Source organism: Christensenellaceae bacterium 44-20 (assembly GCA_041223705.1).
GTDB lineage: Bacteria > Bacillota > Clostridia > Christensenellales > Christensenellaceae > QANA01.
Genome location: JBCLQU010000003.1, coordinates 86,598 through 113,537, shown reverse-complemented (window position 1 = coordinate 113,537; position 26,940 = coordinate 86,598). Strand labels below are relative to the sequence as shown.

At 57.7% G+C, this 26,940-nt stretch carries 24 protein-coding genes; 16 read left to right on the top strand and 8 right to left on the bottom strand.

All coding sequences use genetic code 11. The features are described 5' to 3' along the window. Positions 1-44 precede the first annotated feature (44 nt). Positions 45-1,421: a chromosomal replication initiator protein DnaA gene (gene dnaA / locus AALG83_08745; protein ID MEY8383238.1), complete on the bottom strand. Its 1,377-nt coding sequence runs from the start codon at positions 1,419-1,421 to the stop codon at positions 45-47. Between the two features lie 1,420 nt (positions 1,422-2,841). Between dnaA and rpmH the strand changes: the two genes are divergently transcribed. From rpmH to mnmE, 7 genes are all read left to right on the top strand, one after another. Further along, positions 2,842-2,976: a 50S ribosomal protein L34 gene (gene rpmH / locus AALG83_08740; GenBank protein ID MEY8383237.1), complete on the top strand. Its 135-nt coding sequence runs from the start codon at positions 2,842-2,844 to the stop codon at positions 2,974-2,976. A gap of 170 nt (positions 2,977-3,146) precedes the next feature. Then, positions 3,147-3,521 (top strand): ribonuclease P protein component, encoded by a 375-nt coding sequence (rnpA, locus tag AALG83_08735; protein ID MEY8383236.1) that lies wholly within the window; start codon positions 3,147-3,149, stop codon positions 3,519-3,521. A gap of 1,064 nt (positions 3,522-4,585) precedes the next feature. Further along, positions 4,586-4,795 (top strand): membrane protein insertion efficiency factor YidD, encoded by a 210-nt coding sequence (gene yidD, locus AALG83_08730; protein ID MEY8383235.1) that lies wholly within the window; start codon positions 4,586-4,588, stop codon positions 4,793-4,795. A 15-nt stretch (positions 4,796-4,810) separates the two neighbouring features. Further along, on the top strand, positions 4,811-5,749 hold the full coding sequence (locus AALG83_08725; GenBank protein ID MEY8383234.1) for a YidC/Oxa1 family membrane protein insertase: 939 nt from the start codon (positions 4,811-4,813) through the stop codon (positions 5,747-5,749). Positions 5,750-5,770: 21 nt separating this feature from the next. Then, complete coding sequence (gene jag / locus AALG83_08720) at positions 5,771-6,451, top strand: RNA-binding cell elongation regulator Jag/EloR (GenBank protein ID MEY8383233.1); 681 nt, start codon at positions 5,771-5,773, stop codon at positions 6,449-6,451. A gap of 69 nt (positions 6,452-6,520) precedes the next feature. Beyond that, on the top strand, positions 6,521-6,865 hold the full coding sequence (locus AALG83_08715) for a hypothetical protein (GenBank protein ID MEY8383232.1): 345 nt from the start codon (positions 6,521-6,523) through the stop codon (positions 6,863-6,865). Between the two features lie 406 nt (positions 6,866-7,271). After that, positions 7,272-8,636 carry a tRNA uridine-5-carboxymethylaminomethyl(34) synthesis GTPase MnmE gene (gene mnmE / locus AALG83_08710; protein MEY8383231.1) on the top strand — a complete coding sequence of 455 codons (1,365 nt, stop codon included), beginning with the start codon at positions 7,272-7,274 and terminating at the stop codon, positions 8,634-8,636. A gap of 255 nt (positions 8,637-8,891) precedes the next feature. Here mnmE and AALG83_08705 read toward each other — a convergent pair whose 3' ends face one another. Both AALG83_08705 and AALG83_08700 read right to left on the bottom strand, forming a co-directional pair. Continuing rightward, complete coding sequence (locus tag AALG83_08705; GenBank protein MEY8383230.1) at positions 8,892-9,095, bottom strand: hypothetical protein; 204 nt, start codon at positions 9,093-9,095, stop codon at positions 8,892-8,894. Beyond that, complete coding sequence (locus tag AALG83_08700; protein ID MEY8383229.1) at positions 9,082-9,264, bottom strand: hypothetical protein; 183 nt, start codon at positions 9,262-9,264, stop codon at positions 9,082-9,084. The genes AALG83_08705 and AALG83_08700 overlap by 14 nt, the downstream gene beginning before the upstream one ends. Positions 9,265-9,363: 99 nt before the next feature. On the opposite strand from AALG83_08700, the gene AALG83_08695 reads away from it, so the two are divergent. The 3 genes from AALG83_08695 to rsmG all read left to right on the top strand — a co-directional run bounded on the left by AALG83_08695 (position 9,364) and on the right by rsmG (position 13,290). Next, positions 9,364-9,738 carry a helix-turn-helix transcriptional regulator gene (locus AALG83_08695; GenBank protein ID MEY8383228.1) on the top strand — a complete coding sequence of 125 codons (375 nt, stop codon included), beginning with the start codon at positions 9,364-9,366 and terminating at the stop codon, positions 9,736-9,738. Between the two features lie 590 nt (positions 9,739-10,328). Further along, on the top strand, positions 10,329-12,182 hold the full coding sequence (gene mnmG, locus AALG83_08690) for a tRNA uridine-5-carboxymethylaminomethyl(34) synthesis enzyme MnmG (GenBank protein MEY8383227.1): 1,854 nt from the start codon (positions 10,329-10,331) through the stop codon (positions 12,180-12,182). Positions 12,183-12,597: 415 nt separating this feature from the next. Continuing rightward, positions 12,598-13,290, top strand: a complete 693-nt coding sequence (gene rsmG, locus AALG83_08685) for a 16S rRNA (guanine(527)-N(7))-methyltransferase RsmG (GenBank protein MEY8383226.1) — start codon at positions 12,598-12,600, stop codon at positions 13,288-13,290. A gap of 614 nt (positions 13,291-13,904) precedes the next feature. On the opposite strand, the gene AALG83_08680 is transcribed toward rsmG, so the two are convergent. Beyond that, complete coding sequence (locus AALG83_08680; protein MEY8383225.1) at positions 13,905-14,723, bottom strand: ParB/RepB/Spo0J family partition protein; 819 nt, start codon at positions 14,721-14,723, stop codon at positions 13,905-13,907. Positions 14,724-15,411: 688 nt separating this feature from the next. Between AALG83_08680 and AALG83_08675 the strand changes: the two genes are divergently transcribed. Then, positions 15,412-16,182 (top strand): AAA family ATPase, encoded by a 771-nt coding sequence (locus AALG83_08675; protein ID MEY8383224.1) that lies wholly within the window; start codon positions 15,412-15,414, stop codon positions 16,180-16,182. After that, positions 16,183-17,034 (top strand): ParB/RepB/Spo0J family partition protein, encoded by an 852-nt coding sequence (locus tag AALG83_08670; protein ID MEY8383223.1) that lies wholly within the window; start codon positions 16,183-16,185, stop codon positions 17,032-17,034. A gap of 409 nt (positions 17,035-17,443) precedes the next feature. On the opposite strand, the gene AALG83_08665 is transcribed toward AALG83_08670, so the two are convergent. Further along, positions 17,444-17,629, bottom strand: coding sequence for a hypothetical protein (locus AALG83_08665; GenBank protein MEY8383222.1), 186 nt, complete (start codon positions 17,627-17,629; stop codon positions 17,444-17,446). A gap of 30 nt (positions 17,630-17,659) precedes the next feature. Here AALG83_08665 and AALG83_08660 point away from each other — a divergent pair, with 30 nt between their 5' ends. Then, positions 17,660-18,697 (top strand): aldo/keto reductase, encoded by a 1,038-nt coding sequence (locus AALG83_08660; protein MEY8383221.1) that lies wholly within the window; start codon positions 17,660-17,662, stop codon positions 18,695-18,697. A gap of 600 nt (positions 18,698-19,297) precedes the next feature. On the opposite strand, the gene AALG83_08655 is transcribed toward AALG83_08660, so the two are convergent. From AALG83_08655 to AALG83_08645, 3 genes are all read right to left on the bottom strand, one after another. Beyond that, positions 19,298-20,158: an MBL fold metallo-hydrolase gene (locus AALG83_08655; GenBank protein MEY8383220.1), complete on the bottom strand. Its 861-nt coding sequence runs from the start codon at positions 20,156-20,158 to the stop codon at positions 19,298-19,300. A gap of 527 nt (positions 20,159-20,685) precedes the next feature. After that, entirely contained in the window at positions 20,686-21,390 is a 705-nt protein-coding gene (locus AALG83_08650) for a CvpA family protein (protein ID MEY8383219.1), read from the bottom strand. Between the two features lie 17 nt (positions 21,391-21,407). Next, on the bottom strand, positions 21,408-22,505 hold the full coding sequence (locus tag AALG83_08645; GenBank protein ID MEY8383218.1) for a DUF5711 family protein: 1,098 nt from the start codon (positions 22,503-22,505) through the stop codon (positions 21,408-21,410). 769 nt (positions 22,506-23,274) lie between these two features. On the opposite strand from AALG83_08645, the gene dapF reads away from it, so the two are divergent. From dapF to AALG83_08630, 3 genes are all read left to right on the top strand, one after another. Beyond that, positions 23,275-24,111 (top strand): diaminopimelate epimerase, encoded by an 837-nt coding sequence (gene dapF, locus AALG83_08640; GenBank protein ID MEY8383217.1) that lies wholly within the window; start codon positions 23,275-23,277, stop codon positions 24,109-24,111. A gap of 448 nt (positions 24,112-24,559) precedes the next feature. Beyond that, on the top strand, positions 24,560-25,948 hold the full coding sequence (locus AALG83_08635; GenBank protein ID MEY8383216.1) for a CCA tRNA nucleotidyltransferase: 1,389 nt from the start codon (positions 24,560-24,562) through the stop codon (positions 25,946-25,948). A 71-nt stretch (positions 25,949-26,019) separates the two neighbouring features. After that, positions 26,020-26,922: an alpha/beta hydrolase gene (locus AALG83_08630; GenBank protein MEY8383215.1), complete on the top strand. Its 903-nt coding sequence runs from the start codon at positions 26,020-26,022 to the stop codon at positions 26,920-26,922. The last annotated feature ends 18 nt before the right edge of the window (positions 26,923-26,940 follow it).

Here is a 26,940-nt window from a genome sequence, read left to right as displayed (position 1 = left end):
TTGCCCCCATGTTTACCAATGGCCCTTGACCTTCGCCCTTTCCCTTAAAAATCCTTAATCTTCTGGGTGATGTCGCCGATGGTGCTGGCCAGCTCTGTGCTGGCGGCCATGGCCTCGGTGATTTTCTTGACGCCGTAAACCACGGTGGTGTGGTTGGTCACGCCCAAGAACTCGCCGATAGCCTGGAAAGTTAAATCCGTCATGTTCTTGAGCAGGTACATGGCAATCTGGCGCGGGAAAGCGATTTCCCGGCTCTTCTTCTTGCTCTTGATATCCTCCTCGGTGATGTCGTAATACTCGCAGACCTTGGAAATAATCTGCTTTGGCGTAACCACCCGGGTGCTGGGCCCGCCCGAGAAGAAGGTCTGAAGCGCCTTTTCCGCGATGGGCAGCGTGATGGAGGAAATGCCGTTTTCCAGCTGTGCGCTGGCGATGACTTTGGTCAGCGCGCCCTCCAGGTCTCGGATGTTGGTATCCTCCTTGGAGGCGATATAGCTGATGACGGCCTCGTCTATCTCCAGATTGCAGCGGATGATCTCCTTGATATGCGGCACTTTCTGCTTCAAAATCGCCACGCGCGTCTCGTAGTCCGGCAGGCCGATGTCTGTGAGAAGGCCCCATTGGAAGCGGGAGAGCAGGCGCTCTTCCAGCTTGGGAATTTCAGACGGCGGCTTGTCCGAGGAAAGCACAATCTGCTTATTGGCCTCGCGCAGGGTGTTGAAGGTGTGGAACAGCTCTTCCTGCGTCCCCTGGGCCTTGGAGATGAACTGGATATCGTCTATCATGAGCACGTCCACCTTGCGGAACTTGTTGCGGAACGCCTCGGTGGTGTGCTTCTGGATGGATTCGATGAACTCGTTGGTAAAGGCCTCGGTGGTGATATAGATGATTTTGGCCGTGGGGCTGTTTTCCAAAATGCGGTTGCCGATGGCGTGCATCAGGTGCGTTTTGCCCAGGCCGACGCCGCCGTAGATGAACAGCGGGTTATATGCCAGCCCCGGGGCATTGGCCACAGCCCGGCTGGCGGCGTGCGCCAGGTTGTTGGAGCTGCCCACGACGAAAGTCTCGAAGGTATAGTTGGGGTTTAGGACGATATCGCCCAGGTTGATTTTGGGCGCCTGCTTTTCCAGCAGCATGTTATCCAGCTCCTGGCCCGTCATGATGAGGATTTCCACAGCCCGCTCCTGGCCGTAGCTCTCGCGGTAGGCCTCTTTCATGGCATCCGAAATCTGCCGGATAAACCGGCCGGCCAGCTCCTGGTGGTGCACATTGGGCACCCGGAAGACATATCTGCCGTTCTCCTCAAACTGCGGGGAGAGCGTTTTGATATAGGTGTTGAAAGCGGTGCCGTTGTTGTTGAGATAAAAATACGTATCCAGTTTTTTGAGCGCCGCTTCCCAGAGCACAGTAAATGAATTCATAATTTTTCCTTTTTTACACCCGATTGATAGGGTGGTATAATCTGTCAGTTTTGCACGCGCCGCTGTCGGTCGGTCTGCCAGTTAGCGCATGCTCGCACAGTCTCTGCTCACCGCACACGCTGTCTCCGTATGCCGTGCGCAGCACCTCCTGCGTAGGGCACACCCGATTGGAGGGAATGCAGAAATTTCCAGTTCCGCGCGCGGGGTTATATTTGATTGATAAGACAGTATAATCTGTCAGTTTTGCACGCGCCGCTGCACCCGAATGATAGGAATGTGAGACGTTTTATCGCCGCACGCGCCGCTGTCGGTCAGCCTGTCAGTTAGCGCATGCTCGCACAGAATGTGCCCGCCGCAAAAAACTATTTTGGCACTGCCCCATTTTCTAGTAATGGGGTATGGGGCTTTGCCCCATGATTAAGGGCCGCCCTTGATCTTCGCCCTTTGCCTGTTTTCCGGCAGATGAGAATAGTATACCACAAAAAGAAACCGGAGTGTATTTATTTCCCGTTTCGGTGATAGTATAACATAATCTTGTGGTAGATGTCATGGAAATTGGCAGAAATTATTTTTATCAAAATGTGGATAATTTTTATAGTTATCCACACAAAAAACAAAGTTATCCACATTTTGTTGATGAAAGTTTGTGTAAAAACCACCCAAAACCATGCTTTTTTGAAAAGAATTCCACAAAATGCGTAAAAGTTATCAACAGTTGTGGATAACTCATGTTCATCGATTTACACCGTTTTTGTGGAATTTTGAAAAAACCATTCCAATACAACCTGTAGTTTTTTCTGAAATTTCGACACCCGTTTCGGCATAAAATAGTCTCCCAAAAAAATTATTTCCCGCAGGGGAGGGGCGGTAAGGTCAAGGGCCATGGGTAAACATGGGGGCAAGCCCCCATACCCCCTTACGGTTTTACTATAATGGGACAGCGCGAAAACAAAGTTTGTGCGGCGGGCGTATTATGAAAGAGCATGTACTGGCTGTTGGCAGTGTGGACGGGAACAGAAGATTACTGCATTTTGCCAATCGGATGCACAAAAGCGGCAAGCAGAAAATGAGAGAGCATTTGCCCTCTGATAAAATGATTGACAGCTTCGCGTGCAGAATTGACAGGTTCTGCTGTTCCATCATTCGGGTGCGCCCTCCGCAGGAGGTGCGGCGGGCAGAGACTGTGCGAGCATTAGCTTTCTGACAAATTGGCTTTCAGCATCGCGTGCAAATCTGGAAATTTTTGCGGGCCTATCAATCGAGTGCGGTTGACATTGGGGGGCGGCTTCTATATAATAATAGACGTATTTTTATCGGTTTTATCTGGACGGCTTTGAAATAGGGACGGGCCAGAGCCCATCCAAAAACGTAAAAAAGCAGCTTAGGCGCTTTCAGATAAACAAGGAAGTGAGGAGACAACATGAAAAGAACGTATCAGCCCAAAAAGCGGCAGAGAAGCAAAGTGCATGGCTTCCGCAAACGCATGGCAAGCAAGAACGGCAGAAATGTCCTAAAACGCCGCCGCGCTAAGGGGAGAAAAAAACTGACTGCTTAGTTTTAAGCCGGGCTGCAACGCTTTGTTACAGCCTTTTTTCTCATGGACGAAACTTCAAACCGGGCAGCTGCCCAGGCGGTTTGCCGCCTAATTCTGGCCTGGAGCGAGCCCTCGGGCCTTGTTTCTGTTAGAATTTTTGGTTTGCCGGGGCGCTGGAAGAGAGGCGGGTTATGCAGGCAAAAAAGACGAGCGGCCTGCTCGTTACCCTGAAAAAAAATAGAGAATACGGCTTTGTCTACCGCAGGGGCAAATCCTGCGGCGGGCACTATATGGTTTTGCTCTGCGTTTTTCGCAAATACGGCGGCCTGAAGGCCGGCTTCTCGGTTAGCAAAAAGGTGGGCAACGCGGTCGTGCGCAACAAGACCAGGCGCCGCTTAAAAGAGTGCCTGCGGCTGTATCTGCCCGAGATTTCCAAAAGCGCTCAGATTATCTTTATCGCCAGGGCGCCCATCGCCGCGGCCGAGTTTGCCGCCATCGCAAAGGAAATGGGCTACCTCCTGCGCAAGGCCGGCCTGCTGGAGGGCGGCAAAAAGCAGGGAGACTAGGGTGTTAAGGGCAAGGGTGAAGGCCAAGGGCGAAGGTCAAGGGCTTTGGGTAAACATGGGGCAGGGCCCCATACCCAGCAATGGGCAAGAGAATGGCGAAGTTCAAGGCCCTTGGGTGAACATGGGGCAAGGCCCCATACCCCATTACTATCTTATTTATATAATGGGATAGTGTGGGAAAAAGTTGTGCGGCAGGCAGAATATGAGAGGGCATGTGCCGTCTGACTGGCCGGCCGGCAATGGCGCGTGCCGAACTGACAGATTCTGCTGTCTCATCATTCGGGTGCGCCCTCCGCAGGAGTGTGCGAGCATGTGCTTTCTGACTGGCTGACTTTCAGCTTCGCGCGCGGCAATAGCAAGTTTAACTGCCCCATCAATCGGGTGCAGCGGTGAGGGCAAGCGCAACACGGGAGAGCATTTGCTCCCTGGCAAATTGACCGCCAGCATCGCGTACGGGGCTGACAAGTTCTGCCGTTCTGGCAATCGAGTATTGCCCTCCGCAGGAGGTGCTGCGCACGGCATACGGAGGCGGCACGAGTGGTAAGCACAAACTGTGCGAGCATGTGCTCTCGGACAAACAGACTTCCGGCTTCGCGTGCAAAACTGACAGATTGCACCATCCTATCATTCGGGTATAAGATTCCTCCTTAGCTCAGTTGGTAGAGCGTATGGCTGGTAACCGAACGCCGCGCAGGCGATGAAATGGGGGAGGAAGGGCCGATATTTGGGTAATCGGATAAAATGCCCCTATCATGGGGGTATGGGGGCTTGCCCCCATGTTTACCCAAAGCCCTTATCCTTTTGCGCCGTGATTGCCCCCATGATTAAGAGTGGCCCTTGACCTTTTGCGCCGCGCTTGCCCCCATGATTAAGAATGGCCCTTGACCTTTTGCTCCCGCGAGTCCCATGTTCATAATATGTGCGAGCATGTGATTCCTGGCGAACTGGCTGGCAATGAAGCAGACGTGCACAACACGGGAGAGCATTTGCTCCCTGACAAACCGACTATCAGCTTCGCGTGCGGGACTAGCAGGTTACGCATTCCTGTCAATCGGGTATAGAAGATGAAAAAAATATTGCTTGGGCTGATTCGCTTTTACCGCAGGCAAATCTCGCCCTTTCTTGGCAGCCACTGCCGGTTTTCGCCGACGTGCTCGCAGTATGGCCTGGAGGCTATCGGGAAATACGGCGCGCTTCGGGGCGGCTGGCTGACGCTCAAACGGATTATTCGGTGCAACCCGTTCTGCAAAGGCGGGTATGACCCTGTTCCATAATGGAGGAAACAATCTTTGAACTGGTTATACGACAATTTTATTTCGGATTTTCTGGTGATCGTCATCCAGTGGATCGTGCGCTTTATCGGGGAGTATTCCATCGCGATTATCCTCTCCATGCTGCTGGTGCGGTTCGTGCTGCTGCCGCTCGACCTTAAGAGCAAGCGCAGCATGAAGCAGATGGCGGCGCTGGGGCCGGAAGTGGAAAACCTCAAAAAGCGCTATGCCAACAACCCAGAACAGCTCAACCGCAAGGTGCAGGAGCTGTATAAAGAGCGCGGCGTCTCGACCATGGCCGGCTGCATCCCCATGCTCATCACGCTGCCGCTTTTAATGGCATTCTACGGCGCACTGCGCTCCATCGCGGCCGAGCAGACCATGGCGCTGGTTTTGCGGGCGGCGGAGAACGGCGCGGCAAACACCCAGCTGACCAGCTGGCTTTGGGTGCGCAACCTCTGGCAGCCGGACTCGGGCAGCGCGGGCATCATGCCGAGCGCGGCCGAGTTCCTCACCTTCCTCCAGCAGAATACCTCCAAAATCACGCCCCAGGCCATGGAGATTTTAAAGACCAAGGGGCTAATCAGCTATTCCTCGGGCATTCTGGCCGTCAACGAGCCCGCGTATACCGCGCTTTCAAAGGCGCTGGTCGCGGCAAACGGCGGCACGGGCTATGCCAACGGCTGGTTCATCCTGCCCGTGCTTTCGGGCGGCACGCAGTTCCTCTCCCAGTGGATCGCCCTGCGCAAGGGCCCCAAGGAGCAACAGCAGCAGGGCAAGATGATGCTGTATATGTTCCCGGTGCTCTCGGGCTGGATCTGCCTGACCAGCAACTCGATGTTTGCAATTTACTGGACCTTCTCCAATATCTACGCCATGCTGATGGACCTGATTTTCAACTTCTTCTATGAGAGAAAGCAAAAGCGCCTGGAGATTGCATCCCGCAAAGTTTCATAACCGGAAGAAAGGAGAGAAGACATGGCAAAGAGCATTGAAGTCAAAGCCAAAACCGTAGACGAGGCGATTCTAAACGGCCTTTCAGAGCTTGGGCTTGGGATAGACCAAGTGGACGTCGAGATTGTGCAGGAGGGCAAGGGCTTTTTGGGCCTGGGCCGCAGCGCGGTAATCCGGCTGACCGAGAAGCAGACTCTGGCGTCGGACGCCGAGCAGTTCTTAAATGAGCTGTTTGTGAAAATGGGCGTGCAGGCCACGGCCAGCGCCGCCGAAGAGGAAAAGAGCATCAAGGTCGACATCGCCGGGGATTCCACGGGCATTCTCATCGGCCGCCGCGGCGAGACGCTGGACAGCCTCCAGTATCTGACCAGCCTGGTCGTCAACAAGGGCACGCAGGATTACAAGCGCATCACGCTGGATACCGAGAACTACCGGGCCAAGCGCGAGGAGACGCTGGTCGCCCTGGCAAACCGCATCGCTTCCAAAGTCGCCCGGACGGGCAAGCGGGTGGTTTTAGAGCCCATGAACCCCTATGAGCGCCGGATTTTGCACGCGACCCTGCATAACCACGACAAAGTCGAGACGGTTTCCGAAGGCGAGGAGCCCTTCCGCCGGGTGGTCGTCCGCAGAAAGCGCGGGGCAGAGCCCGAGCGCAAGAAGCAGGGCAGCACGGGCGCGCTGGGCACGACGAGCATTCAGATGTAGGCACAGACAGGAAATAGCACCGCGCGCGCGGTGCTTTTCTATACCCGCTCCTGCGGAGGGCATACCCGAATGATGGTGCGGCGGAAGGTGCTGGCGCCGCACGCGGAGCTGGGGGTCAGTTTGGCAGATGGCACATGCTCGCTCATTGTGTGCTTACCCCGCACGCGGCGCTATACCCGAATGACGGGGCAGCGGAACTTGTCAATTCCGCACACGGCGCTGAAAGTCGGCCAGTCAGATGGCACATGCTGGCACGGTCTCTGCTTGCCGCACATACTGTCTCCGCATGTCGTGCGCGCAGCCAAGGTCAAGGGAAAAGGGCGTTCGTTTGATGCAAATTTCAAAGGCTGTGCAGAATCCGACCATCTGGCTATTCAAAAGGGATTTGCCTTGTTACTTTTGGCGCAAAAGTAACCAAAACGTGGGGGTGGGATGTGCGATAGAGGATGCAGGGAGCCGTCAAGCTCTGCCGCACAAGTCGTGTTGGAAAAATTTGTAAGCCAGTGTGGCCGTACACACACCCCCACACCCCCGAACGGTTCATTCCTAACATCGAGTTTGCTGATGGAAAGGGCGCTTATCGCGGCACCTGAATGATGGGAATGTGGAAGGTGCTAACGCCGCACGCGGCGCTGAAAGCCGGCCAGTCAAAGGGCGCATGCTCTCCCATTCTCTGCCCCCGCCCGTGCCTTCTTTTCGCGCCATCCCCTTATCATAATATAGTGAGGGGGTATGGGGGCTTGCCCCCATGATTATCAACCGCCCTTGACCTTAACTTCGTTGACCTTAACGCCCTCAAACCTTAACCAAAGGAGAAACCATGCGAGAAGATACCATCTGCGCGGTCGCCACGGCGGCAGGAAGCGCAGGCATTTCCATATTGCGGCTGAGCGGCAAGGATGCCCTGGCCGTTGCCCGGCGGGTGTTTTTTGCGGGAGCAAAGCTGCGTCCCCGGTATTTTGCCCTGGGCAAAGTCATGGACGGCGGAACGCTGATAGACCAGGCCCTGGGCGTCTACTTCGCGGCGCCGGCCTCGTATACCGGGGAGGACGTGTTTGAGATTCACTGCCACGGCGGGCAGGTCGCCACACAGCTCACCTTGGAACTGCTGCTCAAAAACGGCGCACGGCCGGCAGAACCCGGCGAGTTCACCAAGCGCGCCTTCCTGAACGGCAAGATAGACCTCTCGGAGGCCGAAGCCGTGGCCGACCACATCGGCTCGCTTTCGGAAGAGGGCGCAAAACGCGCCGCCCGGCAGATGAGCGGCGAGCTTTCGGAGAAAATCCGGGCCATGCAGGACGCCCTCTCGGATATCCTGGCCGAGATGGAGGCGGGCATCGAGTACCCCGAAGAGGATTTGGAGGACCAGATTGCCGGCGAGGCGCTGCCCCGTCTGCGGGCGCTCTGCGCTCAGGCCGAGGCGCTGGCCCAGAGTTTCCGGCAGGGGCGGGCCGTGCGGGAGGGCATCGAAGTCGCCCTGTGCGGCAAGCCCAACGTGGGCAAATCTTCCCTGCTCAACGCGGTTTTCGGCGAGGAGCGCGCCATTGTCAGCAATATCCCGGGCACGACCCGGGATATCGTCTCCGGGCACTATACGCACCGGGGCCTGGCGCTGCGCTTTCTGGATACGGCGGGCATCCGGCAGACGGACGACGCCGTCGAGCGCATGGGCGTGGAGCGTTCGCACGCGGCCATCGAGAACGCGGGCATTGCCGTGGTGCTCATGGATGGCTCTGTGCCGCTCTCGGAGGAGGATGAGCAGGCCGTCCGGCTGGCAAAAAACAGCCCTGCTGGCATGATTGCGGTTTTGAGCAAGAGCGATTTGCCCCAGGCCGCCGGGGTTTTCCAGCAGGCGCAGGAGCTGGCCGGCCAGGAGCCGCTCTGCATTTCCACAAAAACCGGGCAGGGCATCCCGGCGCTTTTGGACTGCATCTACCAGCAGGCAGTGGGCAGTGCGCGGCTTTCCGAGGGGCTTGTGATTACCAGTGCCCGCCACGCACACGCTCTGCGCATGGCGCAGGCCGCGCTTTTGGAGGCGATTTCCGGCATGGAGCGCGGCGAGGACCTGGACTGCATCACCATCGATTTGAACGAGGCCTGGATGCGCCTGGGCGAGATTACCGGCCAGACCGTCGGCGAGGAGATTATCGACCGCATTTTTAACAAGTTCTGCTTGGGGAAGTAAGGTCAAGGGCGTTAGGGTCAAGGTCAAGGGCTATTGGTTAACATGGGGGCAAGCCCCCATACCCCCATTTGTGGGAAAATAGAATGGGAGAGCATGTGCTGACTGGCAGACTGGCTGAAAACGGCGCGTTCAGAAGCGACAGTTCCCGCATTCTTATCATTCGGGTGTGGTAAGGCCCCATACCCCCTTACTGGGATATAAAAAGGGATAGTGCGGGGTGGAGAAAATTTATGAAGAACTGGAATAATCTTACAATTAAAAACCAGCGGTTTCCCCGCTGGTTTTATCGTTCTTTTCTTCCATATGATCCACAGCGTATTTACAGCATTGAACGACGAATCGGTTGAGTGAAATTTCATTCTCCTGCGCCAGCAGGCAGAGATGCTTAAGAAATGCATCCGGGAAGCGGATGGTCCGCGGGCTCTTTGGCCCATGTAATTCCTTGTCAATCTGAAACATGCGGCTCCTCCTTTTCTGATTTCCAATATTGGCAGGCCGTCTGGGCGGCCTCTCTTTTTTTGAGGCGCGGGCAGACGCAGTGCCCATAGCGAAGCGAAAAATATCTCCGCCCCCGGCGGATATAGTGCAGGCGGAAATGCGCACAGTTGCCGCAGGTTTGCTTGTTCATCTGGTTTTCTCCTTTCTGAAAACGATGGATAAGTTTTTATCATTGTAACATGCAAAATTTCTTTTCTATGCTCAATATATTGAGCATATTTGAAAAAATATGCGATTTAGAAAGAACAGAGCGTTATTTTATGATATAGTAAGGGGGATGGGGGCTTTGCCCCCATGTTTCCCATTGCCCTTGACCTTATGGCATAGCGAAATGTGCTTTGCTGATGATATAGAGAATGAGGATAATGATAAGAAAAAAATGAAGAGCATTTTGGCGGCACGCTTAAAGCAATGCAGAAAAGAGCGCGGCCTTTCGCAAATTAATGTCGCGGTTGCCTGCGGCATTTCCGAAAGAGCGTATCAAAATTATGAAATCCTGCGGCGAGAGCCCAAATTAGAGATTTTGGTCAGAATTGCCGATTATTTCGGCGTGTCATTGGATTATCTTGTGGGGCGGACGGATAAAAGAGATTTGAATCGATAGATTCGCTTTTTTATGATATAGTAGGGTAGTGAAATTTTATTGAGGGCAGAAAAAAGGGCAAGGGCTTCCAGTTTTTAACAAATTTTACAGATTGTGCAGAGTCCGACCATCTGTTTGTTCATAAAAACTTCTTTTTGTTACTTTTGGCGCAAAAGTAACCAAAACGTGGGGGTGGGACACACCTGCGAAAGAACGGAGACGGCCGAAAAGCTATCGCCCCCCAGAGGGCAGGAGTGCCTTGGAGGGCTATCTTCCGCGTGTGAAACACCCCCACACCCCTAATTCTGTTCATCCCTGGTCGGGGGTTGGCTGATGGGCGCTGGGGGCGAAAGATTTACCCGGCAAATGCTAGCCTATTTTTATATTATAGAGGGTATGGAGGCTTGCCGCACCCGAATGATGGGAATGTAAAGGCCATTATTTCTGCACGCGACGTTGGAAGCCGGCCAGTCAGAGGGCAAATGCTCGCCCAGGCTGTGCCGTCCGCACGAAATTTATTTTCGCAAAATCCCATTATGATAATAGTGTGGGGTATGGGGGCGTGCCCCCATGTTTACCAAAAGCCCCTACCTTAACAAACGGAGAAACAAATGAACTATTACGAAGGCGGAACATACGATATCATCGTGGTGGGCGCGGGGCACGCGGGCATCGAGGCGGCGCTGGCGGGCGCGCGCATGGGGATGCAGACGCTTCTGCTCACGCTCAACCTGGACAGCATCGGCCTGATGCCCTGCAACCCCTCCATCGGGGGCACGGCCAAGGGCCACCTGGTGCGGGAAGTGGACGCGCTGGGCGGGCAGATGGGCCTTGCCATCGACGAGACTTTCATCCAAATCAAAATGCTCAATACGGGCAAAGGCCCGGCGGTGCACTCCCTGCGGGCGCAGGCGGATAAAAAGGCCTACCAGGCCTATATGAAGCAGACGCTGGAGCATACGGACAACCTGGAAATCCGCCAGGGCGAGATTACGGCGCTGGATGTGCAGAACGGCCGCATCGCCGGGGTGTATACCGCGTGCGGCGCGCACCTGGCCTGCGGGGCAGTCGTGCTGGCGACGGGGGTATACCTCAAGAGCCGCATCATCATCGGCGAGTTTTCCCAGCAGAGCGGCCCATCCGGCTTCCAGGGGGCAAACGCCCTCTCGCCCATGCTGGCCGAGCTTGGTATGCGGCTGCTGCGCTTCAAGACGGGCACGCCCGCCCGGGTAGACGGCCGCAGCCTGGATTTTTCCAAGATGACGCCCCAGTACGGCGACGAGAAAATCGTCCCGTTCTCCTTTTTGAGCGGAAAGATTGAGCGGGAACAGGTGCCCTGCTATCTGGCGTATACCAACGAGAAAACCCACGAAATCATTCGGCAGAATATTCACCGAAGCCCGCTGTATTCCGGGCAGATTAAGGGGACGGGCCCTAGGTACTGCCCGTCCATCGAGGATAAGGTCGTCAAGTTCCCGCAAAAAGAGCAGCACCAGATGTTCCTCGAGCCGGAGGGGCTGGGGACGAATGAATACTATGTGCAGGGGATGTCCAGCAGCCTGCCGGAGGAGGTGCAAATTGCGCTTTACCGGACGGTTCCGGGCATGGAGCGCGTCCGCTTCACCCGCACGGCCTATGCCATCGAATACGACTGCATCGACCCATTGCAGTTAAAGCTAAACCTGGAATACAAGCAAATTGCCGGGCTGTTTCTGGCCGGGCAAATCAACGGCTCTTCGGGCTACGAGGAGGCGGCGGCCCAGGGCATTTTGGCGGGCATCAACGCGGTGCAGTTTCTGCGGCAAAAGGAGCCGCTCATTCTGGGCCGGGACGAGGCGTATGCCGGCGTGCTGGTGGACGACCTTGCCACCAAGGGCACCCGGGAGCCCTACCGCATGATGACCAGCCGGGCGGAATACCGCCTGCTTTTGCGGCAAGACAACGCGGATGCGCGGCTGGTGCAGAAGGGGAGGGAGGTCGGCCTGGTGAGCGACCAGCGCTATGACGCGTTTATGCGCAAGCAGGAGGCCATCGCCCGGTTTACGTCTAGGCTGGAGCAAACGTCGGCCACGCCGGCGCAGATTTTGCAGAAAACCGGTTTGCAGATGAACCGCACGATGAAGCTGGCAGAGCTCATGCGCCGGCCGGAGGCAGAGGCCGAGCAGGTGTTTGCGCTGCTGGGCGAGCGGCCCAGCGAGGATGTGGCCGAGTGCATTCGGATTGCGCTCAAATACGAGGGGTACATCGGCAAGCAGAGGGCGCAGGTGGAGCGGTTCCGCAATCTGGAAAACCGCAGGCTGCCCGCGGATTTCGATTACTCCGCCATTTCCGGCCTGCGCCTGGAGGCCCGGGCCAAGCTGGCAGAGGCGCGGCCGGAGAACCTCGGCCAGGCGGCCCGCATTTCCGGCGTTTCCCCGGCAGACATCACGGTTCTGCTCGTCGAGCTCAAGGCCCGGGGGATGTAGGGGAAAGGAGTTAAGGGAAAAGGTCAAGGGCGAAGGTCAAGGGCGGTGGGTAATCATGGGGGCAGCGCCCCCATACCCCCTCACTATTATCATAATGGGATTATGCGGAAAGAAAGCGCGTGCGGTGGGCAGAGAATGTGAGAGCATGTGCTGGCTGGCAAATTGACTTTTAGCTTCGCGTGCGGGGTTGGCAGGTTTTGCATTTCCGGCAATCGGGTGTGAAAATTTTCAAAAGGGGTTATTAGGGGCTTGCCCCTAATGTTTAAGATAAGCTCTTGCCCTGCACAGAATGGGAGAGCATGTGCTGGCTAGCAAATTGACTTTCAGCTTCGTGTGCAAAGCCGACAGTTTTTGCATTCCTATCATTCGGGTGAGGCGTTGCCCCCGTGTTCAAGAATAGAAATTGGGTATTGAGATGAAGTTACTAGAGGCGTTATTAGAGCTGCGCATCCCGCAGCAGCAGGCAGAAAAAATGGCGGCATACGGCGCGATGCTGGAAGAGGCGAACAAAAGCTTCAACCTGACGCGCATCACTTCGCCGGAGGACATGGCCGAAAAGCACTTTTACGATTCGCTGGCCCCGGTGCGGCTGGGGCTGGTGCAGGAGGGGCAACGCGTGCTGGATATTGGCACGGGCGCCGGGTTCCCGGGCGTGCCCCTGGCCATCGCGGGGCTTGGTATGACCATGCTGGATGCTTCGGAAAAGAAGATTGGGTTTGTGCGCGAGGGCTGTGCGGCGCTGGGCATTCCGGCGGATTGCATCTGGGGCAGGGCAGAGGAGCTGGCGGCGGGCGCAGGCCAGGGCGGGCCGATTGGGCTTCAGGATGCGGTGGTTGCCCGGGCTGTGGCGCGGCTGGCTGTACTGCTGGAGCTGGGCAGTGCGTTTGTCAAAAAAGGCGGGCTGTTTTTGGCCTACAAGGGCGAGGCGGCGCAGGAGGAGGCCGACGAGGCGCGCAATGCCGCGAAAGTGCTGGGGCTGCGCTTGCGGGAGATTCTGCCTGCCGGTCTGCCCGGCCGGGCGCACAGCCTGGTGGTTTACGAGAAAATTGCCGACACGCCAAAGGGCTATCCCAGAAAGTTTGCCAAAATCAAGGCGCGCCCGCTGTGAGGGTGAAGGGCGAAGGTCAAGGGCGAAGGTCAAGGGAGTAAGGTCAAGGGCGAAGGTCAAGGGAGTAAGGTCAAGGGCGAAGGTCAAGGGAGTAAGGTCAAGGGCTTTGGTTGACATGGGGGCACCGCCCCCATACCCCCTCACTGGGAAGAATAAAATGGGAGAGCATGTGCTTTCTGGCAAAATGATTGGCAGCGGCGCGTGCAGAGCCGGCAGATTCCACAATCCCATCATTCGGGTATGGAAAAGCGGCGCGTGCGGAAGCGGCAGTTCTCGCATTCTTATGATTCGGGTGCGGCACCGCCCCCATACCTCTTTACAATCTTATTATCATAGGATAGCGCGCAAATAAAGCGCGTGCAGTGGGCACGTCATGAGAGAGCATGTGCTCTCTGACAAAATGACTGCCAGCTTCGTGTGCAAAACTGGCAGATTTCACATTCCTATCAAGCGGGTATGAATGTTTATCAGTTGCTCTGGCCTGTGCGAGTATTTGCTTTCTGACAAACTGATTTTCAGCGGCGTGTGCGATTCCGGCAGATTCTGCAATCCCATCAATCGGGTATAAAAAAGGAGGCTTTCGCCTCCTTTTTGTTTCACGTGAAACATCACTGCTATTTTGCGATTTTGACGACCACCTGGATAAAATCGCCCTGGTCTTCAAAGTGAAAATCCGTATTTACCCCCATGGCCGCAATTTTATCTGCGCACTTGCGCAGGGTGTTGACGTAAATCTTGTAGTTACAGCGCATCCGAATGAGGTTGTTTTCCTTCTCCTCGCCGTAGAGATGCAGCAGCTCCTTTTCCACCAGCTCTTCCGTCGCCTTGACGGACAGCCCGCGCTCGCAGACGTGTTCCAGCAGGCGCAGCTGCGCCTCCTCGTTGTGCAGGCGCAAAAGCGCCCGGGCGTGGCGCTCGGTCAGCCCGCCGGCGATGATTTTTTCCTTTACCGGCCGGGGCAGCTTTAAAATGCGCAGTTTGTTGGCCACGGTAGACTGGTTCTTGGCCAGCCGCGTTGCCAGCTCTTCCTGGGTGAAGCCGTGCTCCCGGATGAGGCTCTGGTAGCCCTCGGCTTCCTCGAAGAAATGCAGGTTTTCCCGCTGCAAATTCTCTATCATGGCGATCATGGCGATGTCGCGGTCGTAGGCGCTGTCTAGAATAATCGCTTTAATTTCCGTCAGCCCGGCCAGCTTGCAGGCACGCAGGCGGCGCTCCCCGGCGATGAGCTCATAGCCGCCTTCGCCCGCCCGGCGCACATTGATGGGCTGAAGCAGCCCGATTTGACGGATGGAATCCGCCAAATCCGCGATGGCTTCGTCGGAAAAGTATTTGCGGGGCTGGTATGGGTTGGGCCGGATGGAAAAAATGGGAATCAGTTCAAGGGTAGGTTTCCGCGTGATGCGCACGGGCTCCTGGCGCGCTAATCGAATCATAAAAATCTCCTCCTATGCGGTATAGAGGAGATTTCTGCAAAATATTCCGCTTTCCTGCCCCCTCGACAAAAGCAGTTCCTCTTCGCGTTTTTTCGCTCCTGCGGAGGGCGCACCCGAATGATAAGGCGGTGGAAGGTGCTAGCGCTGCACGCGAAGCTGGAAGTCAGTTTGCCAGCCAGCGCATGCTCGCACAGTCTCTGTTTGCCGCACGGACCATCTCCGTATGCCGTGCGCAGCACCTCCTGCGGAGGGCATACCCGAATGATAGGGCGGTGGAAGGTGCTATCGCCGCACGCGGAGCTGAAGGCCGGCCAGTCAGGGAGCAAATGCGCTCCCGTGCCGTGCGGGAAGGGCAAGGGCGGTGGTAAACATGGGGCTCCCGCCCCATACTCCTTTTTATACTCGGTTTCCAGGATTGCGGAAATTGTGATTGCCGCACGCGAAGCCAAAAATCATTTTGCCAGATGGCATATGCCCTTATATTCTGCCGCGCACACTTTTTCCGCGCTATTCCCTTATCATAATATAGTGAGGGGGTATGGGGGCTGTGCCCCCATGATTACCCGTTTCCCTTGACCTTTTGCCCCATGCCCTTGCCCTCCGAATGTTTCACGTGAAACACTGGGGGAAAAAGAGATTGAAAAGCGGGGCAGATGCTGGTATCATAAATCTATTGGAGGTAAGAGCGTTGGCGAGAAGTATTGTAGTTGCGAATCAGAAAGGCGGCGTGGGCAAGACGACCACAGCCGTCAATTTAAGCGCCTGCCTGGCAGAGCTGGGCCAGCGGACGCTGCTCGTCGATAGCGACCCTCAGGGCAACGCCACCAGCGGGCTGGGCGTGGATAAGCGGGAAGTGGAGCGCTCGATTTACGACGTCATGATCAACGGCGTTCCGGCGCGGCAGGCCGTGCGGCAGACGGGCATCGAGAACCTGGCGCTGCTGCCCAGCAATATCGATTTGGCGGGCGCGGAAATCGAGATGGTTTCCATGATGAGCCGGGAGACCATTCTGGCCCGGGCGCTGGCCGAATTAAAAGAGGATTACGACTTTATCATCATCGATGCGCCGCCTTCTCTGGGGCTGCTGACGCTCAATGCCTTTGCCGCGGCGGGGCAGGTGCTCATCCCGATTCAGTGCGAGTTTTACGCGCTGGAAGGGCTTTCCCAGCTGATGAACACGATTAAGCTGGTGAAAAAGCACATCAACCGGAGCCTGGAAGTGGAGGGCGTGGTGCTGACCATGTTCGATTCGCGCACCAACCTGTCCATGCAGGTGGTGGATGAAGTCAAGCGGTTTTTCGCGGGCAAGGTGCACGGGGCGATCATCCCGCGCAACGTCCGCCTGGGTGAGGCGCCCAGCCACGGGCTGCCCATCACCAAATACGATGCGAAGTGCGTCGGCTCGGAGGCGTATATCGCCCTGGCCGAGGAAATTCTGGGATGCGGGGAGGAAGAGTAGATGAGCAGTAAGAAAGGCCTGGGCAAAGGGCTTGGAGCGCTGATGGGCGGCATGGAACTGAGCGAAGAGCAGCCGCAGGGCGGCATTTTGGAGATTGCAGTCAACCTCATCGACCCTTGCAAGACGCAGCCGCGCCAGCAGTTCGATGAAGAAAAGTTGGAGGAATTGGCGGCCTCTGTGCGCCGGCACGGCATCTTGCAGCCGCTGATTTTGAAGGCCAAGGGCGGCCGGTATACCATCATCGCCGGAGAGCGGCGCTACAGGGCGGCCAGAAAAGCCGGGCTGAAGAGCATCCCGGCGGTGCTCAAGGACGCGGATGAGAAGGAAGTGCTCCAGCTTTCCATCATCGAAAACATCCAGCGGGAGGATCTCAATCCCATCGAGGAGGCCGAGGCCATCGCCCGGCTGATGGAGCAATACAGCCTGAACCAGGAGCAGGTTGCGGCCATGCTGGGGCGCAGCCGCTCTGCCGTGGCCAACACCCTGCGGCTGATGGGGCTGACGCCTGCCGTGCGCGGGCAGGTTTTGCAGGGCGCGCTGACCGGCGGCCATGCCCGGGCGCTTTTGCCCCTGGGGCCGCGGATGGATGAAGCGGCTGAGATTGTCGTAAAAGAGGGGCTCTCTGTGCGGCAGACCGAGGCGCTGGCTGCGCGCATCCAGCAGGAGCAGCCGGAAAAGCCCAAAGCGGCCCGGCGCAAGAGCACCGAGTGGAAGGCCGCGGAAAAGGAGCTGGGCGAGCTCTACGAGACCAAGGTGTTTCTTTCGGGCACGGATGAGCGGGGCAAGATTACCCTGGAATACTACTCGAAGGAACAGCTCTACGCGCTCTACGATTTTTTGCGGCGGAAGTAGGGGAAGAAGGGAAAGGTCAAGGGCGATTCTTAAACATGGGGGCACGGCCCCCATACCCCCATTACTATATATAATAATGAGGTAGTGCGGAAAGAAAATATGTGTGGCGGGCAAAGACTGTGCGAGCATGTGTTTTTCGGAAAACTGGCTTCTGACAGCGCTTTCAATGATAAAAGAGGCAGTACTGGGCGGCTCTATATCCTCCAGTACGGCCTTTTTTCATTTTATGGCATAGGGCTCAGCCGCACCCGAATGATAAGACAGTAGAATCTGTCAGCTCTGCACGCGAAGCCGCAAACCAGCCATTCAGAGGGCACATGCTCGCACAAGCTGTGCCTATCGCACGAAATCTATCCCCGCACTGCCCCATTTATCATCCCAAGTAGGGGTATGGGGGCGTGTCCCCATGTTAGCCAATCGCCCTTTGCCCTTCCCGCCCGGCACGGAAGAGCATTTGCCTGCTGACTGCCAAGCTGTGCGAGCATGCGCTGGCTGGCAAATTGACTCTCAGCACCGTGTGCAGAAACGACAAATTGCACATTCCCAGCAATCGGGTATAGAAGCTTGACTTAAAGCCTGCTCTAGGGGTTATCATAGAGCTATCTTGCAAAAAGGAGAGGGAAAAATGCAGTATTGCAGTCTTGGGAACAGCGATTTGAAGGTTTCGCGCATCTGCATGGGGTGCATGGGCTTTGGGGATGCGCAAAACGGCCAGCATACCTGGACGATAGACGAGGCGCACTCCCGGGAAATCATCCGCCGGGGGCTGGAGCTTGGGGTCAACTTTTTCGATACGGCCATCGCCTACCAGAGCGGCACCAGCGAGCAGTATCTGGGCCGGGCGCTGAGGGACTTCGCGCGGCGGGAGGATGTGGTCGTGGCGACCAAGTTCCTGCCCAGAACGCCGGAGGAAATCGCCCAGGGCGTCTCCGGGGCAGAGCATATTCAGCGGATGCTGGATAAGAGCCTGGAAAACCTGGGGATGGAGTATGTGGACCTATATATCTACCACATGTGGGACTATCAGACCCCGCTGTACGACATTATGGAGGGGCTGAACCGAGTGGTGCGGCAGGGCAAGGCGCGCTATATCGGCATTTCCAACTGCTTTGCCTTCCAGCTTGCCCAGGCAAACGCGCTGGCCGAGCGGGAGGGGTTTGCCGGGTTTGTCTCGGTTCAGGGTCACTATAACCTGATTTTCCGGGAAGAGGAGCGGGAGATGGCAAAGCTCTGCACCCAGGAAAACATCGCCATGACGCCTTACAGCGCGCTGGCCGGCGGGCGGCTGGCCAAGCGGCCGGGAGAGAGCTCCAAACGGCTTTTGGAGGATAGCTATGCCCGGCTCAAATACGCCGCCGCGGCCGGGCAGGATGCTGCCATCATCGCCCGGGTGGCCGAATTGGCCGAGCGCCGGGGCGTCTCCATGACGGAAATCGCGCTGGCATGGCTGCTCACCAAGGTTACAGCGCCGGTAGTCGGGGCGACCAAGCTTTCGCACATCGAGGGCGCGGCCAGGGCGGTGGATTTGGCGCTCTTGGAGGATGAGCTGCGCTACCTGGAGGAGCTCTATCAGCCGCACAGGCTGGTGGGCGTCATGGCGCAGAACACGGTTCAGGACGCGGGCAAGCGCCATGTTTGGTCTACGGGCAGCCAGAGGATTTAGGGGCAAGGTCAAGGGCGGCGGGTAATCATGGGGCAAAAGGTCAAGGTCAAGGGCCATTCTTAAACATGGGGGCACGGCCCCCATACCCCTTTACTGGGGAAAGGGATAGTGCGGGAAGAAAGCGCGTGCGGCTGGCAGGGAATGGGAGAGCATATGCCTCCTGATAAACTGGCTGACAATATCGTGTGCAGAGCTGACAGGCTCCACCGCCCTATCACTCGGGCACTATCCCTCCCATATAATAAAAAAGGCGATGCAGGAGGATATAAAAATCCACCCTGCACCGCCTTTTATGATTGGAAGCATTGCCAGAAAGCATATGCTTTCTCCTGCGGAGGGCGCACCCGATTGATGGGGATGTAGAATCTGTCGGCGGCGCACGCGCCGCTGTACCCGAATGATAGGACAGTAGAATCTGTCAGCTCTGCACGCGAAGCCGCAAACCAGCCATTCAGAGGGCGCATGCTCGCTCATACTCTGCCTGCCGTACGGAATCTATCCTCGCACTGCCCCATTTATCATCCCAAGTAGGGGGGTATGGGGGCGTGCCCCCATGTTTACCCAGCGCCCTTGACCTTGAACTTGACCTTTTACCCCCTCCTAAATCTCCAGCCGCAAACCGTCGTAAGCGATGGAGTAGCCCTGGGGCTGGGCCCAGGCCGAGAGCGCCGCGTGGGAAGGGTTGCCCTCGTGCGAAAGGTGCGTCGCCAGCACAGCGCCGCCCTCGGCCAGCAGACGATGCGCGCGCAAAAGCCGCGCTACCTCCGCCACCTGATTGGCGTTCATATGCCCCTGGCCAGGCGTATCCGGGCCGTAGGTGTGGTCTAGAACCGCGCAGGAGAGCGGGTGTCCCCAGCTGCGCAGTGCGGCCCAGATGGCGGCATCAAAAAAGAGCGAATCCGTCCCGTAGAGCAGTGCGGCCTTGCCATCCCAGACGGCATAGAGCAGAGAGCCGCCGGCAGGATCGTGCGCCGAGGGCAGCGGCAGAATGTGATAATGCCCCAGCCGAAGCTCTTTGCCCGGCTCTGCGGCGTGAAAATGCAGGCGCAGGCGCGCTTGCCAGCCCTCATCCAGGAGCGAGGCGCCGGCTTCCTCCCGGCCCAGGGCGGCAGAGAGCGCCAGCGCGGCAGGCCGGGAAGCGCAGAGCGTCAGCGGCGCGATCTCGTCATCCGCTGTGGCGTATTCGGCCAGGCGCGTAACCAGATGCCCGGCATCGAAGTGATCCGAGTGGGCGTGGGTCTGAAGCAGATAGCGGACGCGGGAGAGGTCTTCCCCCAGGCGCAGGGCGCTGGCCGGGGCATCCGGCCCGAGATCCAGCAGCAAATCCTGGTTGATGAGCAGGCTGGAGCGTGCCCGGCAGTCCCTGCCGCCCGCCTCTCTTGCGGCTGTGCAGGCGGCGCACCGGCAAAAGGGCAGGGGGCAGGCTGTGGCCGCGGCAGTTCCGAGAAATGTTAGGCGCATAAGCTCTCCTTTCCGGCAAATCGATTTACCTTATTCTATGCGGAAAGGCCGCCTTGTGTCAACCGAGATGGGGGAGGGCAAGGGCTATGGGTAAACATGGGGGCACGCCCCCATACCCCCTTACTGGGAAAACGCGAGAAGAAAGAGCGGTTTGCTTACTACGCGCAAGCAATACCTCGCTTATTTTCTGATAACATAGAGAAAACCACCCAGATGTGGGAGGGCAAACGAGGGAGAAAATCATGTTTCAGATTGAAAAAAGGACGCATAGCCTGAGCTGTCCCTGCACCGTCCGCTTCCCGGAAGCGCTTTTTGAATAGCTCAGCCAGCTTGCACAAAACAGCGGCGTTTCGTTCAATTTTCTGGTGCTGCAATGCTGCAAATATGCGCTGGAACATTTGGAGGAGAAGGAACAATGAAAACGCCGGCGATTGCTTCGCCGGCGTCCTTTTTGATTTCTATTTTATCGTAATGGGGTATGGGGCCCAGCCCCATGGCTAAGAATAGCCCTTGCCCTTTTCCCTGCGTCATATCCTGCCCATGAGGAAGGGGAGGATGACGCTGTGCGAGTAGAAGAGCGAGGTGGTAAAGGAAGAGTTGAGCAAATCCGTCAGCTGGGTTACGGGCATGAGGATGAGCAGCATGGGAATCACCATGAAGACCACATGCATGGAGAAGAACCCGCGCAGCAGAGCGATGCTGCCGCCCGAAAGCGCGTCGAACCGGGAGAGCTGAGGGAGCTCGCGGCTGTAGCTGTAGGCGTTGGTCAGCAGGGTAAAGAGCACGCGCAGCAGCAGGAAAATCAGCAGGAAAGCCAAAATATTGAGTATCACGCAGTAGATGGTCATGTCGAAATACTCGCCCACGGTGGTCAGCCCGTCTTTGGCGAAGGCCTGGGTCTCCAGGTTGTGCATAATCGTCCGGTAATAGGGCGAGGAGAGCTTGGCGTTATCCATGATGGAAGTGATATCCGCGCTGGAAAGGCTGCTGACGGGCAGGTTGACCATCTCGTAGTTATTCACCTTTTCCGCGCCCTCGATATAGAAGCGGAAGGAAGAGAAGAAATCCGACTTGACGAACGCCCGGGAGAGCAGGGGATAGCACAAAAACGCGCCCAGCCAGGAGAAAAACAGGCCGCCCAGGTTGAGCAGAGAGGCCAGAAAGCCTTTGTGCAGGCCGTTTAACACATAGAGCAGCAGGATAAAGAGAACCGCGAAATCGATGATATTCATGGCAAACCTCCGTAGAATTAGGAAAGCGGCATGGTATAGAGCCCTTCCGGGCTGCCCAGCAGAACCGCGCCCGGGCAGAGCTTGCGGAAGGAAGTCAGCTCAAATTCGATGGGAATGGATTTGACAAACTCGCCGGTATGCGCATAAAGATAGATGGTATCTTTGGAGAAGCAGTAGATATATTTGCCGGATAACGCGAAATTCGAGATGCCCGAGGGCAGCTGGATGAGCGTATCCAGCCCTTTGCGGGAGAGCAGGCGCACGGTATAGGTGCTGCCGTCCACGCTGGACGTGGGCACATATGCCAAAATCAGGTCGTCTTTTGCGGCAAAGGTGTCGGCCAGCTTGGTGCCGTAGATGAAGGTCTCGCTCTGTTTGGCCTGGTCGAACGTGTTGTAGACCGAGAGCGAAGTGGTATCCGAAAGATATAAGTCCGAGCCGAAGAAGGTAACGTCGCTGATGAGCTGGCCGTAGATATTGTAAATGCCAATCAGCTTCTGCTGGGAGGGCACCGTGATGGTTACCGTCGAGACCACTTCCACGCCCGAGCTGTCCAGCGTCAGGTACCAGAAGTTGTCGCTCTCGCCGTAAAAGCCCATTTTGAGCACGGGCGAGCCGGGCAGCTCGATGCGGTCTAGCTCCTTGCCGCTGGTATCGAAGATGCGCAGATACTGCGCGCTCTGCTCGGGCAGCGTGCAGAGCAGGGCAATGCTGTTTTGCCCGCACTGAACGTCGTGAATCGTGTAATCCGAGGGGGGCAGCGTAAAGAGCGGGGTTTTTTCCGCGCTGATGAGCATGGCCGTCTGCTCGGAATACAGGCAGACCAGCTTCTGGCTCGAGCAAAGCTGCATTTGCCCGGAGGAGAATTTATACGCCCATTTGTTTTCGCCCTGCAAATCCGAGGCGTAGAGCGTCGTCCCCTTGAGGGAATAGAGCGTGGAGGAGTCGGCGGCGGAAATCTGCGCGCCTTCTGCCGCGCCCAGCCGGAAGAAATATTCGGGCGGCCGGAACAGCCCGGTAAACAGCACAAGATAGAGCAAAATGAGCAGGGCAAAGCCCGCCGCGGCCAGCGAGATATAAAACCCGGCCCTGGGGCGGAACTTTCTTCTTCTCATTTTCATTGCACCTGGCTTTCTGCCCATAACCATACCTTTCTATACCCGATTGATTTGTATGCGGAATCTGCTATCGCCGCACGCGGTGCTGGAAGTCAGCTTGTCAGTCAGCACATGCTCGCGCAGGCCGTGCTTACCGCACGCGGAGCTGGAAGTCGGCTTGTCAGTCAGCACATGCTCGCACAGGCCGTGCTTGCCACTCCTGCTGAGGCCATGATTGGCGGGGCGGCGGAATCTGTTATCGCCGCACGCGCTCCTGCGGAGGGCGGTACCCGATTGATAGAGTGGTGGAGCCTGCTATCGCCGCACGCGAAGTTGGAAACCGGTTTGTCAGCCGGCACATGCTCGCGCAGGCCGTGCTTGCCTTGTTTGTGAACCTTATTTGCCAGCGGGCAAACGCTCTCTCATTTCCAGCCCGCTATGCGAACCATCTTTCCCCGCAATCCCATCCTTAAAATAAGTAAGGGGGTATGGGGGCTTGCCCCCATGATTACCCATCGCCCTTGACCTTTGGGTTTTGCCGTGAGGTTATTATACCATGATAGGTGCAAGCGTCAGCTTGCTTCTTGTTTTAGCGCCGCGGCAAAGCGGAGCGGCGCCATGGTTCAATAGCCTCCCAGGCATCCGAGGCTTCGCCTCGGCTAACGCCGTGAGGTTATTATACCATAACTCAGAAAAAAATACGAACTTTAGGCGCAATATGTTATAATAGGAAAATAAAAATTTTGTAACCGGCGGGGGACTGCCGGGAGCAGGCAAGGAGCAGAGCATGGAGCAGCCGCTGATATTTACCAAAATGCACGGACTGGGCAACGACTTTATCCTCATCGACAACTGGGATGGGCGGGTGGAGAACCCGGCCGCGCTGGCCCGGGCGCTCTGCCGGCGGCGGCTTTCGGCCGGGGCAGACGGGCTGATTTTGGCCGAGCCGTCCAGCAGGGCCGATGCGAAGATGCACTTTTTCAATGCAGACGGCAGCGAGGCGGAGATGTGCGGCAACGGCATCCGCTGTTTTGCGCGGTTTCTGCACGACCAGGGCCTGGTGCGCGCCGAGCATATGCGCATCGAGACGCTGGCCGGCATCATGCAGCCCGAGCTGGTTTTGCACCAGGGCGAGGTTGTGGGCGTGAATGTGGATATGGGGCTGCCCGGGTTTGCGCCGGAAAGCGTGCCTACCCGGGGCACGGGCTGGGGCGACGCCCTGGAAGCGGAGGGCGAGCGGCTGCTGGTCTACTCCCTGCGCATGGGCGTGCCGCACGCGGTCATTCTCGTAGAAAACGCGGAGGACTCCAGGTGGATGCGGGTCGGCGCGCAGATAGAGGGGGATACGGCGCTGTTCCCCGAGCGGGTCAACGTAAACTTCGTGCAGATGGCTGGGGAGGATACTGCCGTCATCCGCACATACGAGCGCGGCGCCGGGCCGACGCTGGCCTGCGGCACGGGCTCCTGCGCGGCGGCGGCTGTACTGCATAGGCTGGGGCTGGCCGGGCAGTGCGTGCGCATCTGCCACGCTCCGGGGGATTTGCTCATCCGGCTGACTCCTTCGGCCATTTTCATGCAGGGCCCCGCGGAGTACGTCTACCGCGGCGAGTGGCTGGGGGAGTAGGAGGCACAAGGTCAAGGGCAATGGGTCATCATGGGGCAAGGTCAAGGGCCAGTTCAAGGTCAAGGGCCGCTCGTTAACATGGGGCAAAGCCCCATACCCCCTCACTTATTTAAAAAATGGGATGCGGGAAAAGATAGGTCGCATGGCGGGCAGGAGGAGAGCATTTGCCTGCTGGCAAATAAGATTCGCAAATAAGGCAAGCACAGTGCGTGCGAGCATGTATTAGCTGACAAGCTGACTTCCAGCGCCGCGTGCGGCAATAGCAGGCTCCACTACCCCGCCAATCGGGTATCGCCTTTCCCGCGCAAACCCTCTTTCCGCACGAACCTATTATAATAAGCCAATGGGGTATGGGGGCTTTGCCCCCATGATTAAGAAAGGCCCTAGACCTTGAACTTGACCTTGACCTTTGGCCTTTCCCCACCGCCCCAGAACAGGAAACAACGATATGAAGCAAATCACACTCAAAGAAGAACTGCGCCAGGCGCTCACTGCGCTGGCCCGGGAGCTTGGGACGCCGGTCTACCTGGTGGGCGGGTGCGTCCGAAACGCCCTGCTGGGGCTGCCGGCGGCGGACGTGGATATCGCCTCGGCCGCGCTTCCGGAGCAGGTGCTGGCCGCGGCGGCGCGCATGGGCGTCCAGGCGGCGGTGGTGCATCAGACGCTGGGCACGGTGGAACTGTATCTGGCCGGGGAGCGCATCGAGCATACCGCCTTTCGCCGGGAGAGCTATGCCCCGGGCGGCGGCCATGCGCCAAAAAGCGTCCAGCTGGGGGCCAGCCTGGAGCAAGATGCCCTGCGCCGGGATTTCTCGGTCAACGCCCTCTATTACGACGTCGCCGCAGATTTCGTGCTGGACCCAACCGGCCGCGGCTTTGCCGATTTAGAAAAACGCCGGCTGCGATCTGCCCGGCCAAAAGCCGAAGAGATGATCCGCGACGACGCCCTGCGGCTGCTGCGCATGGTGCGCTTTGCCTGCCAGCTGGGCTTTACCATCCAAAAAGAGCTGTTTTTGCAGGCCCGGCGGTATGCGCACCAGATTGCCGCCCTGCCCCGGGAGCGCATCGCCCCCGAGCTCACAAAAATCCTGCTCTCGGATACCGCCTACGATATCCCCCAGAGCGTGCCGCCCCAAAAACGCGGCCTGCTCTATTTAAAGGCGCTGGGGCTGCTGCAAATCCTCATTCCCGAGTTTGCCCGGGCGGATGAGATGGGCAAATGCCAGTATCACCGCTATAGCGTGCTCATGCACAGCATCTGTTCCTGCGCGGCGGCCCCGCCGGATCTGGTCACCCGGCTGGCGGCGCTGCTGCACGATATCGGCAAGCCCAGCGCCTGGCTGGAGCAGGGCAATATGCACGGGCACGACGCCATCGGCGCACCCATGGCCGAGGGGCGGCTGAAGGCGCTGGGTTTTTCGCATAAAATTGCCGGGCAGGTGCGCGAACTGGTGGCGGCGCATATGTTCGATCTGGATGGCAAAACCCGGGAGGTGCGCGTCCGCAGGCAGGTTCAGCGCATGGGCTACGAGGCCTTCTACCGCCTGGCGGATCTGCGGGAGGCAGACGCGGTAGGCACGGGCAAGGCGCGGCCGCCCATTCTCATCGCCGAGTATTTCCGGGAGACTGCCGGCAAAATGAAGGCCGAGGGCATCCCCATGTCCCCGGCAGACTTGGCAATTTCTGGAAAAGATTTGCAGGCGCTGGGTCTGAAGGGTCCGCAGATCGGCCAGGTTCTGCAAAAGCTGGTGGAGCTGTGCGCGGCAGACCCCGGGCAAAACACGCCAAAACGCCTGCTGGCCCAGGCCAGAGGGCTTGCGCAAAACGCCGGAGAATAGTAAGATAAAGAAAGAATACCGACAAAATTCCTTTTCGCACGACAAAATCATCCGAGCGGGAGATTATTGCCATGAACGTCAAGCCGCAGACCAGGTTTACCAACCACCGGGGCGTGGGAAAATACGCCGATATCAGCTTCGAGACAGAGGTGCAGGTGGGCAAAAAGGAGACGCGCACCCAGCGCGTGCGCACCAAGGTGCACTATTTCGAGGCCGGGCAGGAACATCGGCGCACGCTGCTCTTGCTGCACGGCACGGGGCAGTCTGCCTATTTCTACGCGCACAACTTCGAGGCGCTGGCCCGGCATTTCCACGTGATTTTGCCGGATCTCCCCGGCCACGGCTATTCGGGCTGCCCCGAGATGGATTACGTCATCGGCGATTTCTCCGTGGCGCTGGAGGCGTTTTTGCACCGCGTCGGCGTCGGGCCGGTCTATCTCGTGGCCTATGGCCAGGCGGCGGGCTATGCCGCGGATTTTTGCTACTATAACCCGGATCGCGTGCGGCGCATGGTGTTCATCAGCCCCGGCGCCTACGCCAATACGGACGCGCTCTATGCCCGGAGCTTTTCCGGGATGCTCGGGGGCTGGTATGCCGGCAGGCTGGCGCACCCGGCCCAGGGCGAGAAGTACTGGAAGCGCCTGCTGCTCGACCAAACCATGCTGACAGAGCGGGATATTGACGAGTTTTGCCGCCCCTTTGCCAGAAACGGCGTGCGCATCTGCACGCGGCTTTCGGCGGTCAACTATCTGGAGGAGGATTTGGAGAGCGCGCTTGCCGCGGTTTCCTGCCCGGTGCTCGTGCTTTCGGGCGCAGACGACAACGTCTCCAGCCAGGAGGACACCGCGCTGTTCTGCGATACTCTGCCCAACGCTTACGCCATGCAGCTGCACGGCTGCGGCGCGCTGCCGCATTTCGAAAAGCCTGCCGCCGTCAACCGCGGCATCTCGCGGTTTTTGCTGGGCAAGCTATAGGGGATAAGGTCAAGGGTT